This window comes from Clostridium homopropionicum DSM 5847 (genome assembly GCF_001263795.1).
GTDB classification, from domain to species: Bacteria; Bacillota; Clostridia; order Clostridiales; family Clostridiaceae; genus Clostridium_H; species Clostridium_H homopropionicum.
On record NZ_LHUR01000021.1, the window covers coordinates 53,184 to 70,440 of the forward strand.

15 protein-coding genes and 1 pseudogene are annotated in these 17,257 nt (G+C 30.8%); 5 read left to right on the forward strand and 11 right to left on the reverse strand.

From position 1 onward, the window contains the following. Positions 1-80: 80 nt before the first annotated feature. On the reverse strand, positions 81-647 hold the full coding sequence (locus tag CLHOM_RS07790; RefSeq protein WP_052221137.1) for a recombinase family protein: 567 nt from the start codon (positions 645-647) through the stop codon (positions 81-83). Positions 648-1,041: 394 nt separating this feature from the next. Here CLHOM_RS07790 and CLHOM_RS07795 point away from each other — a divergent pair, with 394 nt between their 5' ends. Next, a complete protein-coding gene (locus CLHOM_RS07795) occupies positions 1,042-1,353 on the forward strand; it encodes a hypothetical protein (RefSeq protein WP_139205661.1) in 312 nt (103 codons plus the stop codon). 365 nt (positions 1,354-1,718) lie between these two features. Further along, positions 1,719-1,907: a hypothetical protein gene (locus CLHOM_RS07800; protein WP_052221139.1), complete on the forward strand. Its 189-nt coding sequence runs from the start codon at positions 1,719-1,721 to the stop codon at positions 1,905-1,907. 134 nt (positions 1,908-2,041) lie between these two features. Here the strand turns inward: CLHOM_RS07800 and CLHOM_RS07805 are convergent, their stop codons facing one another. Then, complete coding sequence (locus CLHOM_RS07805) at positions 2,042-4,606, reverse strand: PAS domain S-box protein (RefSeq protein ID WP_052221140.1); 2,565 nt, start codon at positions 4,604-4,606, stop codon at positions 2,042-2,044. Then, entirely contained in the window at positions 4,590-5,147 is a 558-nt protein-coding gene (locus tag CLHOM_RS07810; protein ID WP_052221141.1) for a V4R domain-containing protein, read from the reverse strand. Before CLHOM_RS07810 ends, CLHOM_RS07805 begins: the two co-directional genes overlap by 17 nt. Before the next feature lie 293 nt (positions 5,148-5,440). Between CLHOM_RS07810 and CLHOM_RS07815 the strand changes: the two genes are divergently transcribed. Continuing rightward, positions 5,441-6,283, forward strand: a complete 843-nt coding sequence (locus CLHOM_RS07815) for an FMN-binding protein (protein ID WP_052221142.1) — start codon at positions 5,441-5,443, stop codon at positions 6,281-6,283. Positions 6,284-6,611: 328 nt separating this feature from the next. Here the strand turns inward: CLHOM_RS07815 and CLHOM_RS07820 are convergent, their stop codons facing one another. The 6 genes and pseudogenes from CLHOM_RS07820 to CLHOM_RS07845 all read right to left on the reverse strand — a co-directional run bounded on the left by CLHOM_RS07820 (position 6,612) and on the right by CLHOM_RS07845 (position 10,985). Continuing rightward, entirely contained in the window at positions 6,612-7,145 is a 534-nt protein-coding gene (locus CLHOM_RS07820; protein WP_139205662.1) for a hypothetical protein, read from the reverse strand. Positions 7,146-7,277: 132 nt separating this feature from the next. Next, positions 7,278-7,707, reverse strand: a pseudogene (locus CLHOM_RS07825) (helix-turn-helix transcriptional regulator); the annotation flags it as partial. A 56-nt stretch (positions 7,708-7,763) separates the two neighbouring features. Further along, a complete protein-coding gene (locus tag CLHOM_RS07830; RefSeq protein WP_052221145.1) occupies positions 7,764-8,174 on the reverse strand; it encodes a YjdF family protein in 411 nt (136 codons plus the stop codon). 203 nt (positions 8,175-8,377) lie between these two features. Further along, entirely contained in the window at positions 8,378-9,598 is a 1,221-nt protein-coding gene (locus CLHOM_RS07835; RefSeq protein WP_052221146.1) for an MFS transporter, read from the reverse strand. Beyond that, on the reverse strand, positions 9,599-10,045 hold the full coding sequence (locus CLHOM_RS07840; RefSeq protein WP_052221147.1) for a MarR family winged helix-turn-helix transcriptional regulator: 447 nt from the start codon (positions 10,043-10,045) through the stop codon (positions 9,599-9,601). A gap of 115 nt (positions 10,046-10,160) precedes the next feature. Beyond that, positions 10,161-10,985, reverse strand: a complete 825-nt coding sequence (locus CLHOM_RS07845) for an alpha/beta fold hydrolase (protein ID WP_052221148.1) — start codon at positions 10,983-10,985, stop codon at positions 10,161-10,163. 230 nt (positions 10,986-11,215) lie between these two features. On the opposite strand from CLHOM_RS07845, the gene CLHOM_RS07850 reads away from it, so the two are divergent. Beyond that, a complete protein-coding gene (locus tag CLHOM_RS07850; protein WP_052221149.1) occupies positions 11,216-12,130 on the forward strand; it encodes a LysR family transcriptional regulator in 915 nt (304 codons plus the stop codon). A 91-nt stretch (positions 12,131-12,221) separates the two neighbouring features. After that, complete coding sequence (locus tag CLHOM_RS07855) at positions 12,222-13,829, forward strand: sensor domain-containing diguanylate cyclase (RefSeq protein WP_052221150.1); 1,608 nt, start codon at positions 12,222-12,224, stop codon at positions 13,827-13,829. A 235-nt stretch (positions 13,830-14,064) separates the two neighbouring features. Here the strand turns inward: CLHOM_RS07855 and CLHOM_RS07860 are convergent, their stop codons facing one another. Together CLHOM_RS07860 and CLHOM_RS17870 are read right to left on the reverse strand one after the other, a co-directional pair. Then, positions 14,065-15,264 carry an FprA family A-type flavoprotein gene (locus CLHOM_RS07860; RefSeq protein ID WP_052221151.1) on the reverse strand — a complete coding sequence of 400 codons (1,200 nt, stop codon included), beginning with the start codon at positions 15,262-15,264 and terminating at the stop codon, positions 14,065-14,067. Between the two features lie 54 nt (positions 15,265-15,318). Then, positions 15,319-17,226, reverse strand: coding sequence for an acyl-CoA dehydrogenase family protein (locus CLHOM_RS17870; RefSeq protein WP_074782915.1), 1,908 nt, complete (start codon positions 17,224-17,226; stop codon positions 15,319-15,321). Between the last annotated feature and the right edge of the window lie 31 nt (positions 17,227-17,257).

A 17,257-nucleotide genomic window follows, 5' to 3' on the forward strand; every position in this document is an offset into this window, starting at 1 on the left:
TAATTTCATATTTCCCCATTAATCCTTTTTTTATTTATATAACTACTAAAGCCTTAAATCTCTTAGATTTTAATTATCTATTATTCATACAATTTAATGTATCTATACAAAGAAGCTCTACTCACACCTAGTAACTTTGCAAATTCTACTGCAGTACATTCTCCAGCTTTCCATTTCTTATAATACTTTCTAAAATCCTTTGGTAAAGTTCTTTCAGGTCTACCTATAGGCTTCCCACTTTTAGTTCCATGTTCTTTAGCCTTTTCTATTCCCTCTTTAACTCTCTCAACTATTAATTCTCTCTCCATCTCTGCAACTGCTCCAAGAATTGTTAGCATAAATTTATAAGTACTACCCTCTGTAGTAAACCCTTCTTTTATAAAATGAACTATAACACCTTTACCTTTAAAGTACTCACATAAGGATCTTAAATCATCAACATTTCTTCCTAGCCTTGAAATACTCTCAACATAAATATTATCTCCCTTAGTTATTTCTAGCATCAACTTATTTAACTGAGATCTATCTGCATTTTTACCTGTTGCCTTATCTATATATCTTTTATCTATTTTGTAACTATCTAAGGATATTTCTTTCCTTTTCTGGTCTTGTTTTACTGTACTTACTCTCTCATAAGAATAATTCATATAAATACACCTTTTCTTACTATTTCTATGTCTTAATTATAAAGTGTATCATAAAACCTATCAAACCTCATGATACACTTTATAATTCTATTTGTCATTTTATTTGGTAAAAAAAATAGGGTTTTTCTTTCTTTTTCTTAGTGTATCATTTAGCTATAGTTAAATGATACACTATAGAAAAGTTTAATTAATTGTAAAATATTATTATATATACATAATAGTTAATTTATCACCTTTTAATACCTAAAAATCACAAAATCTGCAAATTCCATCTATTGTAATTGTATGTATAATATGTTATAATACAAAAAGTGTCATGACATAAAATATATTTAATAAAAGGGGTTAAATTACGAAAATTGTAAAAAAAGTATTTTTATCCATGTTTTTATCTATGTCAATATTATGTTCTTTCTCTATAAATTCGCTAGCTCAAACAACTAATGAAGATATAGGGGATACAATAACTGTTGGCAATATTACAGCACATAAAATAGATCCTAGTCAATTACCAGCTGGAATTCAGCCACTTAAAGTTGATAGCATAAAAGAATTTGAAAAAATATTAGCTGATGCTGATAAAATGGTCAAAGAAAATAATGCAAAAGTTTCCAAAATTAAAGAAGATAGGTTGTCAAAAAATTCAATTGAATCAAACGCTAGCAATAATACTATATCTGCTTTAACTGCTTCAAATGGTATTTAATCTAAAGTTGTTAATGGAATAACAATAAAAGTATGGTATACTTATAGTTCAGGACGTTTTTCTAGTTGTTCACAAATAAGTTCATTCATCAGTGGGACAAGCCTTCTCCAAGAATGGGAACAACAATATTCTTCTTCTAATATTATTGATGGTGGAAGAACTCTAGCTGTTAATGTAAGTGGTTTGGTTAGAAGTTACATTTTAATTCAAAATAGTTTATTTGAATATGATGTAACTGGTCTTGACTTATATACAGAATTTTATATGTAAAAATTTATAATTAGTCTTTAAAAATTTGAAGGCACGGTATTTACCGTGCCAAAATTATTATTGTGATATTATAAAATAAGAAAAGAGGTATAAATATGAAAAGTATCATTGGTGTATTAATATATCTAGGGCTTATCTCTCTTGGATTTTATATTATATATATGTTAATTAAAACATCAATTAAACATGCTATAAATGAAAGTTCAGATGTTATACAAAATATTATTATAAATGTCATTAAACAAAGAGAGATTGAATACAATAAAAACAAAACAAAGGAATAGTATACATATCTCGAGAGACTAGATAGTTTTGTGCAATTAATAATTTTATTTTTAAATATTATCGAAAACTTTGCTTTCTAGCACTTTTTTTAAAGTTCTTTGATACATTAGACAACAGACATTAAATTTTTATACTACCAAACTTCATGCAGTACTTTCTCAACAAATATCTTAGCTATATCTGCATCAAATTGCCTATTAGCATTGTTTTTAAGTTCTCTTATAGCTTCATCTTTGCTTAAACAAGCTTTATATTCTCTAAAACTAGTCATTCCATCATAGGCATCTGCAATAGAAATAATCCTTGACTTTAAAGATATTTCTTCTCCCTTAATTCCTTTTGGATATCCTTTTCCATCTATTCTTTCATGGTGCGCAAGAACAATTTCTGCAATTTCAGAAAATTCATTTGCTGCCCTCAAAATATGATAGCCTACTTCCGGATGTTTTTTAACTTCAAGATATTCTAAATCATTTAATTTTTCCTGTTTATGTAGTATCATATTGCTGATTCCTATTTTCCCTATATCATGCATTTGTCCAGCAATTTTTAGTTCACTTGCGTCGGAAGTATTCATGCCCATTGCAAATGCAATTCTTTCACATAATCTACCTACATTTTCGGAATGGTGCTCTTCTATTTTATTATTTTCATATAAAGTTTTAGTAATTAATTTTATTGTCTCACTCTTCATTTTAGGGCTTTCATCCAACTTATGCTTATACATATAATTTTCAGCCTGAGTTGATATTTTACTGATATCTTCCCAGCTATGTTTTTTTGTATCCCATCCAAATGAAATAGATAGAATAAGATTTTCTATTTTTTTCTCACTAGCTAAAGTAGTTATATCTTTGACAATTCTTTCCGCTCCTTTAGAATCGGTCTTAGGAAGTACTAGAATAAATTCATCTCCTCCAATTCTTGCTATAATATCCTCTGGTCTCTCTGTTTTCTTCATAATATCTGCAAATTCAGTTAAAAGCCTGTCCCCTAGTAAATGTCCAAAGGCATCATTTGTCAGCTTTAATCCATTTACATCAGCCATAACTACTGTAATAGGAAGATTACTTTCTGTATCTATTCTAATCAATTCTTCTTCATAAAATCTTCGGTTGTATAATCCTGTCAATTGGTCGTGATAGCTTAAGAAAAGAATTTCTTTTTCCTTCTTTATACGATCTGTAATATCTGTAAGAAAGTTTAATGTTGCAGCTTTACCTTCCCACAGAATTTTAATTAAATTCATTTCAATCCATCGAATATTGTTATCTTTCCTCATTAGTCTAAAACGATATTTTCCTTCAAGCTCTTCTCCTGCTAAACGTTTTAGATGGTTGTCAAGAGCAATTTTTCTATCATCAGTATGAATAAAATCCAAAAAAATCATTGACGTTAGTTCCTCTTTTGAATATCCAGATAAATTCTCTATCATAGGATTCCATATTTTTATTTTATAATCCTGAATAACCACTATGGCTTCAACAGCATTTTCAAAAAGAAGTCTATACTTTTCTTCTGATTCTTTTATTTTTTTCTCCGCAGCCTTTCTTTCAGTAATATCTCTTGTAACCCCTCTAACTTGGACTTTTCCTGTTTCTTTGTTAGTGTAATAAGTTGTTATTACTTCTGTCCAAATAAGGCTTCCGTCTTTGCAAGGCTGCTGTATTTCATCAATATAATATTTATCAGGTTTCTCTTTTCCTGTTATATAATTTTCTAGTCCCTTTTTTGTAACTTCTCTTACATATTTAGCACCCTCTTCAGTAAGAGCTGCATCCATTGGTTCTGCCATAACTTCTTCTGCTGTATAACCTCTTAAATTGTATACAGATGGGCTAACATATATAAAATTCATAGTCTCAGGGTCTAAAATCCATATAACATCTGTTATATTTTCAGCTAAAACTCGATACATTTCTTCGCTCTTCTTCAATTTTTCCTCTGAATTTTTACGGTCCGTAATATTTCTTATTACGCTAATAATGTGAGGTACATCCTCTAAGGTAATAATTCTTGCTGAAAAGAGTCCAGTAAGCTTTTCCCCTGTTTTTCTCCTAAAAATAACTTCTATATTTTCACAATATCCATTTTTACTAAGTTCATTTAGTACTATATGGCGATCTGATTTGTCTTCGTAAAAATTTATATCAAATATCTTTTCACCGATAACTTCTGCTTGTTCATAGCCTAAAAAATCTAAGAAGCCGTGATTAACATTAATAATCAGACCATCTTTTAACCTTGTAATTAAGGTTGCGTCGGGGCTTGTCTTAAAAATTTGCTCAAAGTGTTCCTTAGCTTCCATAAGTTCTTTTTGTGCGGCTTTATAATTGTTTAGTGAAGACTCCAGCTGCTCAATCATATTATTAAAAGCTTCTGAAAACTCACCTAAAAAATCCACTTTTTGAGTGAAATCTCCTGAAGCTATTGCTTTTGTTTTCCATGTAAGATGCTGCATAGAAGCCTGTAGATTTTTTAAAGCACCAGGCAAATATCCTTTACTCTTGATTTGATAATTTAATTCTCCATTTCCAATAGTCATACATGCCTTACGAATATCAAGTAAAGAATTATATATTCTTTCAAATCCTTCTATACACATCATTTCTTCAGGCGGATTAGATGGAATTTCTACATCAGAAATCAGACTTTGTAAAACTTTGATTGTATCTCCTGAATTACTTAAGTTGTTCACTTATATCCATGTCTCCCTTCAGCATTAAAGCATTTGCTTTAAATCTACAAGTTCTATCTCCTGTACACCAGCAATCTACTTCCTTTACATGAAATGGGACTTTAAAATACCCTTCTAATAGCGAAGAAATGAACCCTTCATCATAGGTACATATTTCATAATCTAATTCAGGCAAGCCTGAACAATCCAAATCTTCTGACACCGTAAGTACAAATTGACGCTTCTCAATATCTGCTTTTTCTATTCTCAATACTCCAATTCCTAGGTCAGTTAATACTTTTTGAAGTTGCCCAATAAAATCATTTATGCTATTCGTTGGAGTAATCATATTTTTATAAAATTCTTTCCCTGCAAGCTTTCCAGCTTTGAAAAATAATTCATCTGTTTTTTTCGTTCCAAGCTGTTGCTCAATCACATCTCTAAAAGTAAATTGCATTAGACGATATACTTCTAGCCTTGCACTCTTCCCTAGATTTGGACGACCTTTTTCAATATCTCCTATAAGCTCCCAAGAAAACTTATACCTACGTTCTCCATTCATAATCCATTACCCCTTTTTGCATATGTAACAAATAGAATTTATCAATTTAAATTATATTCCGACTCTTATTAATTATATTCTACAACATTTGGCACAAAAGTAAATATTATTATTTAATTATCACTATTATATTCTATCAAATGAAACTCTCAAAATACTCTCAAGAATATATTTTATATTGCTTAGTTCATAAAAACTTAATCAAGTTGACTTATAAATGACACATTTAAACTTTAAAATAAAGCTATGTTTTAAATACTTGTTTATTTTAGATACTGTTTAGGAGGACTTTTATGGATTTGCTTTTGAACTTTGGATTTGCATGGATTTCTGTTATATTAACAATCATTTTAAGTATTATTTATATACTTAGAAAAATGCTTATAAAATCAAAATATGAGAATAAGGTATTAGCATCAATTAATAAATCACTTAGAAAATATCATAAGGAATTTGGAATAGCATTGGTAATTACAGGATTTATACATGGATACTTTTCTTCTGATGAGATTCTTAGCTTTAACTTAGGCACCGTAGCCTGGGTTGTATCTATTCTATTAGGATTAAACTGGATGGCAAGAAAAGTATTATCCAAATATAGAGGTTGGATTTATTATCATAGAGGATTAACAGTTATATTTATCTTGACTATCCTCTTGCATGTAGTTCAGGTTGGAGGCATTCAAGTACATAAAATATTACTTGAAAGTGGAGTAGCTTCTAATCAAAAGGTTACTGCTAACAATATTAATAAAACTTTATCAGGAGCAACCTTTAAGGATGGTATTTATACAGGTGAAGCAGATGGCTTTAGACCTGGCTTAAAGGTATCTGTTGAAATTAAAGATAATAAAATTACATCCATTGAAATTCTTGAACATAATGAGGTTAATTCAAGATATTATCAAAAAGCTTTTGATAATATTCCACAAGCTATTCTTAACAGCCAAAGTATCGAAGTAGATGCAACCTCAGGGGCAACCTTTACATCTATCGGTATTATGAATGCAGTTAATAATGCTTTATCTCAGGCATTAGTAAGTGGAACCCTACCAGATACTAAGGCATTACCACAAAATCGCGGTCATGGTAAAGGAGATAGAGAAAGAAAATTTGATTTTGAAAGCCGCCAATAACATAATAAAAGAGGGAATAAACTTTCCCTCTTTTAATTTATAATTCTAATAACATAAAACTCATGTCAGTATCTTTTTCTATTTCTTTTAAAGCCTCTGAGCGGTTTTCTAAACCGGTTCTATTTCTCCATTCTTTTTCTGTACAGGTTGTATGGTAATATCTACAGAAGCATGTTGACCAAAGCGGTGCATGACTAAAGTCTAGATTTTCAAAATATTCAACAAAGCTCGTTGCATTCTCGGTATGAAATTTCCGATAGTTTCATTTTTAAGCATAAAGGTTCAATAATAAATATTATATTTTTACTCTAATGGCATAGGTTATAATTTATTCATAAGGACTTAAAATAACATCCTCAATTAACCATCCATTTTCATTCTTTACTATAAGTTTTATAGGTCTCTTTGCAGCAGCTTTTGGTGTCCCCTTCTCCTGACTAGTTACCTCAATTATTTCACCCTTGACTTCATAAGTATCTTTAGATAGCTCTAAAATAGATATAATTTCTATACGATCTGGCCATGGGCTAGAAGTCAATCTACCAGGTGCATTCAAAGGATCTTTAATCCACTTCTCAATGAGAGCCTCAGATACAAGGCTGCCATAATTTTCTTTCATAGATTTTTTCAAAATATCTTCGGGGGCCAAAAGAGATACCAGCTGCAGTTTACTTCCAAAATTTTTAACTAAATTAGCTACTCTCTCTATGCTAGGACTATTCTCATCAGTTTTATTTTGATTTATATTAGTTTCATTTAACACAACTTTTGTGGAATTTGTTATCATACCTGAAAAAATAAAACCTGTAACTGTCACTATAAGAACTGCTGCAAAAAACATTAGTTTTTTATATTTATGCATTTTTATTTTCCCTTCTGAAATATAAAATATTTTTATCAGATATAGTTTGTTCTTATCCAATCCATTATATTCTCTTTAGTGACTCTACTAATAAAAATAATTTGAATAGACCTGCCAAATGGCAAAAGGTAATAGATATTTTTTAATACGATCTACACGAAAGCTTCTGATTTCATTTCTTAAATGACAGTAAGCAATTGTATACCATTTATTTATCTGTTTGTTCTTCATTTAAGTACATTCTTATCTTTGTTGTTGCACGACTTAAAGCTTTATCAAAAGGATACCCTGTCTCCTGCGCAAAGATTGCAGCATGAAACAAAGCCTTTTGTTCTTCTAAATCGAAAATTAATGGAGATTCGATAAAATTATTAAGTAAGCTGTATCCTCCATTATGTCCTGGCTCTGAAATAATAGGTACACCGCTTGCGCACAATGCATCGATATATCGGTAAACAGTTCTTATGTTGATTTCAAGTTTTTCTGACATTTGTTTTGCCGTTACTTTTCCGCCAGAATTCAGCATCCACAAAATGTATAGCATGTTTTGATTCTTTGACATAAACTTACTAATATCCTCCTACTTAATTCTTAGCTATTAAATAGTAGTTTTGAAAGTTAATGACCTTTCTTCTTTTCTTTCTTTTTAACTTGTCGCTTCTTGAATTTAATCTTTTCTAGTTCCTCTCTTTTTTCTTTAGATAATTTTTTACATTCCTCTTTTCTTTTCTCATAATCCAATTTTATTGTTTGCTGTGCCTTTGTTCCAAGTCCTTTTGAGGATGTTTCCTTTTTAATAATTCTTTTCAGTCTTTTAGGATTTACAGTTTTTTGTTTTACAATCTGAATTTTATTAGGGATACTAAAATTCAATTTATAAAAGTTTTTTAGTATAAATTCATATACCTCATAATCCTTTGGTTCAGATCCAAAAACAACTCTAGCAGTTTGAAGCATTTCTCCGTCAGTTCTCTCAAATACTCCAACCCAAAAAGGCTCCTCAAAAAAGATGGTTAATTTGATATTCACTTTTAATTCCCCCTGTAAATTTAATCTCAAGAGAACGGACAACCCCAGGAGGGAAGGTTACTGACAGTTTATATACTGCATTCGGACTACCAACCGAATCGTGTTTTTATCTCTCTATTATAAAATATACTATTTTTATCAATATATGTTTATAAATACATCTGTATTTTTACATATAATTATTTTCATGTCAATAAAATTTATCAGCCTATGCTTTCTTGTACATTTTCACCAGATTCTACATTTATCTTTTCCTTTAATAGAGCAACTCCATAAATTAACATGAATATAATCATAAATATAGAAGAAAATCTATACATCACTGCATAGCTTTTACTCTCTGCAACGAAGCTTAGCAAAACTGAACCAATTGTAAAACTTAAATCCATGGAAGATAAGAAGGTTCCATTTGCTGAACCCCTTCGTTCCAATGGTGATCTATTGACTGCCCAGGCCTGCAAGGATGGCTGAACTGCTCCATATCCAAAACCATATAATAGTGAAGCAATAACTAAAGAACTAATAGAATCTACATAGGATAATACAATAAGTCCAATAATCATGGATATTGCACCAGGTATAATTACTACAGCATGACCTTTTTTATCAAATAATTTTCCCACAAATGATCTTGTTAGTAGAATCATTAAGACATGCCCAATAAAGTATACCCAGATATTTGATATCTTAATCTCTTTACCAAATAGCATTATATAACTCATAACTCCGCACAAAGTTATAGCCAGTAAAAAACAGAGTAATGATGGAATCAGAGCTCTTTTTTCAAATAAATTTTTTAATACAATTATTTTTTCTTTATTAGTTTCTACCATTTCTAGCCTACTTTTTTTACGAAAACTCAATAGTTGTAATGATAATATGGCAATTATACCTAAAATTATTGAAACTACAGCTACAATATTGAATTGAAAGCTATTCATAATCATAATAGCTAAGATTGGTGCCAAGGACATTGAAATTATCATAGATAGAGAATAATATCCCATGCCTTCACCTCTCCTTTTATTTGGTACCATATCTGATACTACTGCAGCAATAGCTGTTGATGACATCCCCCAACCTATACCTTGAAAAATACGTACTATTATTAATCCTGATATTGGAAGGAATATATATGTAAAAGTACATAAAGACAAAATCAATAGACCTATTAGTAAAAGCGGCTTCCTATTAACTTTATCATCTGCATGTCCAGTGACTGCCCTGCATATTAGTGAAGATATAGAAAATCCACTTACCACAAGACTAGCCTGAAAATTGCTCCCTCCAATCTGTTTTGCATAAGCAGGCAAAGTCGGCACCAGCAAATAAAATGCTATATAAACAAGCAAGTTTATTGCAAGAATTAAAATATAATCTTTTGACCACAGCTTATTCTGGGATTCCAAATTTATTTCTTTCAATTATTTCTCCCCCATTTCTTGAATGCTTATATTGCTATTTATTTTTGTGAGAACATGCTTGTAAATTTCTAAATCTTCATTTGAAATACCTAATATGATTATTTCAAAAAAGCTTTCAAGAAAAGGTTCAACTTTTTCCTTAAGACTTAGTCCTTTATCCGTTATATGTAAAGTAAATGCTCTCTTATCTTCTTTATTTGGCTTTCTCTCTACCAACTTTTTTCTTTCTAAGATGTCTAAAATCCTGGCAAGCGTTGGTTGATCTTTATCAACTTTATCAGCTAGTTGCTTTTGATTAATTTTCTCATGCTGAGATAGCTTTAGTAATACATTCCACTGTTCAAGAGTAATATCATGCAGTTCAAGCTTTGAATTTAAGTACCTCATTAGTTTTTTATTAGTTTGATTTGTAAGTTGTCCAATAGATTCATCATAAGATATACACATTCATTTCACCTCATATACTTGTCTCAACAATAATTGTTGTACTAATTATATTGGTATTATATCTTATTGTCAACTCACAAAATCCTGTATTCGTTTACGAATACAGGATTTTAAATTAACTTTCTTTAATAAAATCATCTATTTCTTTTGCTGTTTTTTCTGGATACTCTGAAGCTATCATATGCGTACATTTTTGAAAATCTACTATTTTAACCGCTGCTGAAGCATTATCTCTTATAAATTCAGCAGTTGCTCTTGGATAAAGAGGATAATCTGGAAGGAAGTATGCGGTAGGCACTGTTATTTTCTTAATATCTTTTCTATAATCTACATGGATCATAGAATGCCATAAACATGTTAAAGCATGTGGATTATTAACACCTAATAATCCCGGTGCCACAAGTTCCTTCATTGTTTCAGGAATCGCTGCAAAATCAGGAAGTACAAATTTCCAGAATTTCCACATAAATTCTACAATTGACTGTCCCATTTCTTCCATATCTTCCATATAATTAGCCATTGTATACTTACCTGATAATAGTCCTGCTTTCCATGTATCATCATTGACTACTCTAGGACTCATATCTAGGAGAACAATTTTATATATTCTGTCACAGCCAAATTGAGATACATAACTAAATACTGTAGCTGCTCCCATTGAATGACCCACTAGTACAACATCTTTAAGATCTAAATATTCAATCAATTCTCTTAAATCTTTTCCTAATTGTGTAATTGTATATCCTCCATTAGGTACTGACGAAGCTCCGTGTCCTCTATGATCATAGCTTATACATTTATACTTATTTCTAAGAACTTCTACAACAGGTGCAAAAAACTCTGTAGAACATGTCCACCCATGTATAAATACTACAGGCCTTCCTTCTCCCCTTACCTCGTAATATAATTTTGTGTTATCAAGAGTTGCATAATATGACATGTGTATTCTCCTTTCGAAATTAAAATTTTTACTTTAGTTTAGAAGAAGAACAACATTAAATCCGGATCTAAATTAAGCAATAATAACACTTCGAAATTACTGCTTTGATTCTTCTAATATTAATACTAATACTTCTTTTACTTAAATACAAATATCTATAACTCAGCATAAATATAACCTTGAGTTATATTTATAGAAATACTATAATAACAGCAAAGGAAGTGATGTCTTTGGATATAAGAGAAATGAAATACATTAAGGAATTATCAGAAAGTGAGAATATGACTCAGGCTGCTGAAAACCTATACATATCTCAACCTGCATTAAGTAAAGCATTAAAAAAAATTGAATCAAATCTAGGATTTAATATCTTCAAAAAAGCTGGAACTAAAAATGTACTTACAGAACAAGGCAAATACTTAGTAAATAATATGGAAATTGTTCTTGAAGCCTATAAAAACTTTGAAAAGTCAATTGATACCATTAGAATGAATAAATTCTATGTAAATTTTGGAGTAATACCCTATTACTGCACGCCATTTACTACTATGTTTTTATATGATTTTAAGGAAAAACTTCCAGACATTAATGTAAATGTTATAGAAGCAACTCATGATATTTTAATAGAAAAATTGTCTAAAGGTGAAATTGATGTAATTATGACCGAAAAACCAGTAGCTTCAAAATATATTGAAACTTTTTCAGGATTTCAGGATGATGTTTCAGTTGCCGTTGGAAAAAATAGTGAATTTTATGATGAAAATAGCGTAACCTTTAATGATTTAAAAGAACAAACCTTTAATATTGTTACAAGTGGAAATGTTCTATATCAACAAATAATTGATGGCTGTAATGAAGCAGGATATAAACCAAGAATAGGGTATCAAGGCTCACAAATAGGTCTTCTTCTTGAAATGACTATCTTTGGCAACGGTATATGTATAATGAACAGGCCTATGATTTACGATAACATTAATGCTAATTCTCTTTTAAAAGATATGCGAATAATTCCTATAGAACCATCTCCTCAGTGCTATTGCTTCATTTCATATAGGAAAAATGTTTCTATTTCAAAAGAGGTTGTCATATTTTTAAAAAACCTCACAGAAGGACTTACAGATGATACAAAAAAACGAATACTGTAATCTTTATATATTGTTACCTAAAAATATAAATATATTTTATAAATCCACGATATAAGAATATAGTCTTAATAAACTTTTAAGGAGTTTTAGTATGAGTAAAATTAGGCAAACATTTATTATTATAATTATTGTATTTACTGCTGGGTTTTACTTCAATTTAAAAAAGCAATATTCTATTAATGATTTTACTAATTCCGCAATATCTACAGAAAACAGAGTAAATCAATATATTAAATTGAGTTGTGATTATATTGATATATTATCTATATATGGTAATGAATACATGACGTCAAATACTCACGATACAAATTCATATCTTAAGGATTTAAATTACAACAAGTCAAATAATTACTATTCTCTTGATAGCGCTTCTGTAAAAGGATATTCAAATTATGTTGGAAATCTAACAGGTAAAGGTTACATACCAATAGATTCTGAATCAATAAAAGAACTAAATCTTGCCCTAAACTATAACAAGTATTTTTATTCTATATACAAAACCTTACCCGGTATTACTTGGATATATTATACAAGTAAAAAGGGCTTTATGAATATTTATCCTTGGATTTCCTCAAAAGAATTTGTTTATAATGATGTTTTATTAGAAAAAGAGTTCTTTATTGGCGGGTTACCTAATGTAAATAAAAATAAGTCTCATTTTTGGACACCTATATATAATGATGCTGCTGGTCAAGGTAACATGGTAACCATATCCAAGTCAATTTATAATAATCAAAATTTTTTAGGTGTAGTATCCATAGACATTACTGTAAACAAATTAAACTATATTCTTCAATCAAAGTATAATGCCTTTTTATTAAATGAATATAATCAAATTATTGGTTCCAATTTTGATAACCATGAGATGGAAACTAAACTGCTAAATCTAAATGATTTACTTTCAGAGTATACAGAATCCCAGTTAAAAGCATTAAAAGATCTACCTAAAGATAAAGTTGCTAAATGGCAGGATAACTATATTTATAAATTAAGCTTTAAAGATGCTCCTTGGGCCTTATATTGTATTTTACCTGTGGATAAAGTTCTGATAGAAACATTTATATCAACTTTACCTATATTCATAATAGGTGCATTTCTATTATTATTAAGCTATGAAATTTATGTACGAAAAAAAACTGAAACCAATCTTAAAGGACTCGTAAAAGAATTAGCTTTAACACAAAGTCTTTTACACAAATCTGCTTCTTATGACTTTTTAACTTCACTACTTAATAGAAGAGGATTTTTTGAAAAATTTAGTGAACTACTAGCTAAGACAAATAATAAAGAACTAATTTCAATTATTATTACAGATATTGACTTTTTCAAAAGAATAAATGATATTTATGGTCATAGTATAGGAGATACTGTTCTTGTTAACGTGGCACATATAATAAAAAATTCAATTAATTGTAATGATATTATAGCCAGATGGGGTGGAGAAGAATTTTTAATAGTATTGCACAATACTAAATATGAGGAAGCAATTAATAAAGCTGAAATACTAAGGACATCAATTGCAAACACGATTATAAAACATAAGGAAGTAGAAATTAAATTATCAATGACATTTGGAGTAAGTAAATATGATGACAGTATCGGTATAGAACAATGTATTTCAAATGCAGACAAAGCACTTTACTATGGTAAAAATAATGGTAGAAACCGAGTTGATGGTTACGAGGATTTATTTAAATAGTATTTTATTAAAAAATGACTTAGGAGATTTATCCCCTAAGTCTAAACTTACTGAAAACTACAACAATATTATCTGAAAAAACCGTTCTTTTTATAAAAGTAAACCATAACCCATTAATACCAATTAATTTTCCCATAAAAAATTTAAAATAGATTTAATATTAAAAAGCATACTCAAAATTATCAGCTCATGAATTAGATCATGAGCTGATTCTAAATTCACATTCTTTTTAAAATTACTTCATTGATTCTATAATGCTGTCAGCAATAGCATCCATTGAATCTGCATCATCTTCTTTTAAGCTTGAGTTAACTGTTATATCAGCATCTAATATAGTCATTTCTTTCATTTCTTCTATAAGATCACGCATTAATTTGCCTGATTGAGGAGCCCATGATCCATTTTCCATTATAGCAAATGTACGTTTTTGAAGATTTAATGCCTTCATGTCCATTATATAGTCTAACATTGGTGGATAAATCTTTAGGTTGTATGTTACTGATGCAAGAACTATATGGCTGTATTTAAATGACTCAGAAATTAAGTATGACATGTGGGTTTTTGAAACATCATACATAGCTATATTTGTCATTCCTTTTTTAACTAATCTTGTTGCTAAATCATTAGCAGCTGCTTCAGTATTTCCATACATTGTTCCATAAACAATTAATACACCTTTTTCTTCTGGTTCATAGCTGCTCCACTTGATATACTTGTCTAAAATATATCCAAAATCATTACGCCATACTGGTCCATGTAGTGGACATATCATTTTAATGTCGATAGTTCCAGCCTTCTTTAAAAGAGCTTGAACGTGAGGACCATACTTACCAACAATGTTTGTATAGTATCTTCTTGCTTCATCAATCCAATCACGGTCAAAGTTAACTTCGTCATTGAATAATCTTCCGTCTAATGATATGAAAGACCCGAAAGCATCTGCTGAGAATAATACTCCATTAGTAGTATCATATGTTACCATAGCTTCTGGCCAGTGTATCATTGGAGCAGATACGAATACAACATTATGTTTTCCGAAGGACATAGTGTCTCCTTCTTTTACTTGTATTATCAAATCACTTATTTCAAAACCAAATTGGTGCATAAACATAGCTGCTTTTTCTGTACAGACAACTTTTACATCTGGATAGCGAAGAACTATTTCTTCAATGCAAGCTGCATGGTCTGGTTCCATATGGTTAATTACCATGTAATCTAAAGTTCTATCCCCTAGAACTGCTTTAATATTTTCAAGGAACTGACGGCAAATTGACCAGTCCACTGTATCAAATAATACAGTCTTCTCATCTAAAAGCAGATAGGAGTTATAGGAAACACCTCTTTCAATTGGATGTATATTTTCAAATAAGGCAAGGCGACGATCGTTGCCACCAACCCAATAAAGATCCTCTGTTACATTTCTAACACAATACATAGACTTAATCCTCCTTTACACCAAAACACTTATTTTGTTTAATTATCATAAAAATTAAACTTCTATAAATACATCTTTCTCTTCACCACAAGCAGGGCAAGTCCACTCATCAGGTAGATTCTCAAATAATGTTCCTGGAAGTACTTCTCCTTCAGGATCACCCACGCTAGGATCGTATTCATAGCCGCATCCGTTACATACATGATATTTCCAGCTTGGAGCAGCCTTCTTAGGAACAGCTCTCTTTATCTTCTTCATTGGTGGAGCTTCTTTCTTTGGTTCTCCGTTATCTAAAGCATCAGTAAGTATTGGTAATATTTCCATTAAGTCGCCAACTATACCATAGTCTGCGTTCTTAAATATTTTTGCATTAGGATTGTTATTTATAGCTACAATTGTAGAAGCATCCTTTATACCTTTTAAGTGTTGACCTGCACCTGAAATACCACAGGCAATATAAAGGTTTCCTCTGAATTTTTGTCCTGACATACCAACATATCTGTTTATTGGTACATATCTAAGTGTTTCAGCTACTGGACGAGAAGAACCTATAGCAGCACCAGCTTGAACTGCCAAATCTTCTATAAGCTTCATGTTTTCTTTTGCTCCTATACCTTGACCTACACTGACTACTCTTTCAGCTTTTGTTATAGGAGTATCTATAGGAATTCCAACTGTGAAGTCATATCCATCTGCCTTTAACGCATCCACAAGAGCATAAACTCTTTCTTCAGCAGTTCCAGTTTTGAAAACAACTTTTTTACGGTAACCTGTAGCGGGTCCAGTTTTAGTGACTTTCCCAACTTGCTCTGTCTTGGGCATTTTACCGATGATATTAGCAGCAATAACTACACGTTGAATTTCATTAGTTCCTTCATATATTGTACAAATCTTAGCATCTCTGTAAGCTCTTTCAACTTCCATACCCTTTAGGTATCCGCTTCCTCCAAATATTTGGACAGCATCGTTTACAACTTCAAGACAAATATCAGAAGCGTATTGTTTAGCCATAGCAGATTCCATGCCGTAATTTTCATGATTTTCTTTTAACTCTGCTGCACTATATATAAGTAATCTAGCTGCTCTAAGTTTTGTAACCATATCAGCTAACTTGAAAGCAACAACTTGTTGTTGACATATTGGTTTTCCAAATTGAACTCTTTCTTTTGAATACTCTAGTGCATTCTCATAAGCACCTTGGGCTATACCAAGAGCTTGAGCCGCAATACCGATACGACCACCGTCTAATGTGGACATTGCAATTTTGAAGCCTTCTCCTTCTTTACCTAATAAGTTTTCCTTAGGTACTTTTACATCATTGAAAATAAGTTCACAAGTTGCAGAAGAGCGAATTCCCATTTTGTCATAGTGTTGACCGAAAGTAAATCCTTCCCAACCTTTTTCAACGATAAATGCACTGATTCCGCGAGTACCTATATCAGGTGTAGTAACTGCAAAAACAATGTAAATATCAGCTTCACCGCCGTTAGTGATGAATATCTTCTCACCATTTAAGATGTAATGATCACCATCTAATACAGCAGTTGTCTCAGTACCTCCAGCGTCACTACCAGCATTTTCTTCAGTTAAACCAAAGGCACCAAGTTTTTCTCCTTTTGCTAGTGGAACTAAATATTTTTGCTTTTGCTCTTCTGTTCCATAGGCAGCAATTGGATATGTACCCAATGATGTATGAGCAGAAAGAATTACTCCTGTACCCCCATCTACTCTTGATAATTCTTCAACAGCGATTGCATAACTTATTACGTCTAAGCCTGCTCCGCCGTATTCTTTTGCATATGGGATACCCATAACACCCATATCAGCTAGCTTTTCAACTACTTCTGAAGGGAATTTATTTTCCTGATCCAACATAAATGCAATAGGTTTAACTTCCTCTTCAGCAAATTGTCTGATTTTTGCCCTTAGATTTTCATGTTGCTCCGTAGTCTTAAAAAACATAAATACACCTCCCCTAATTAATACGGTTTCA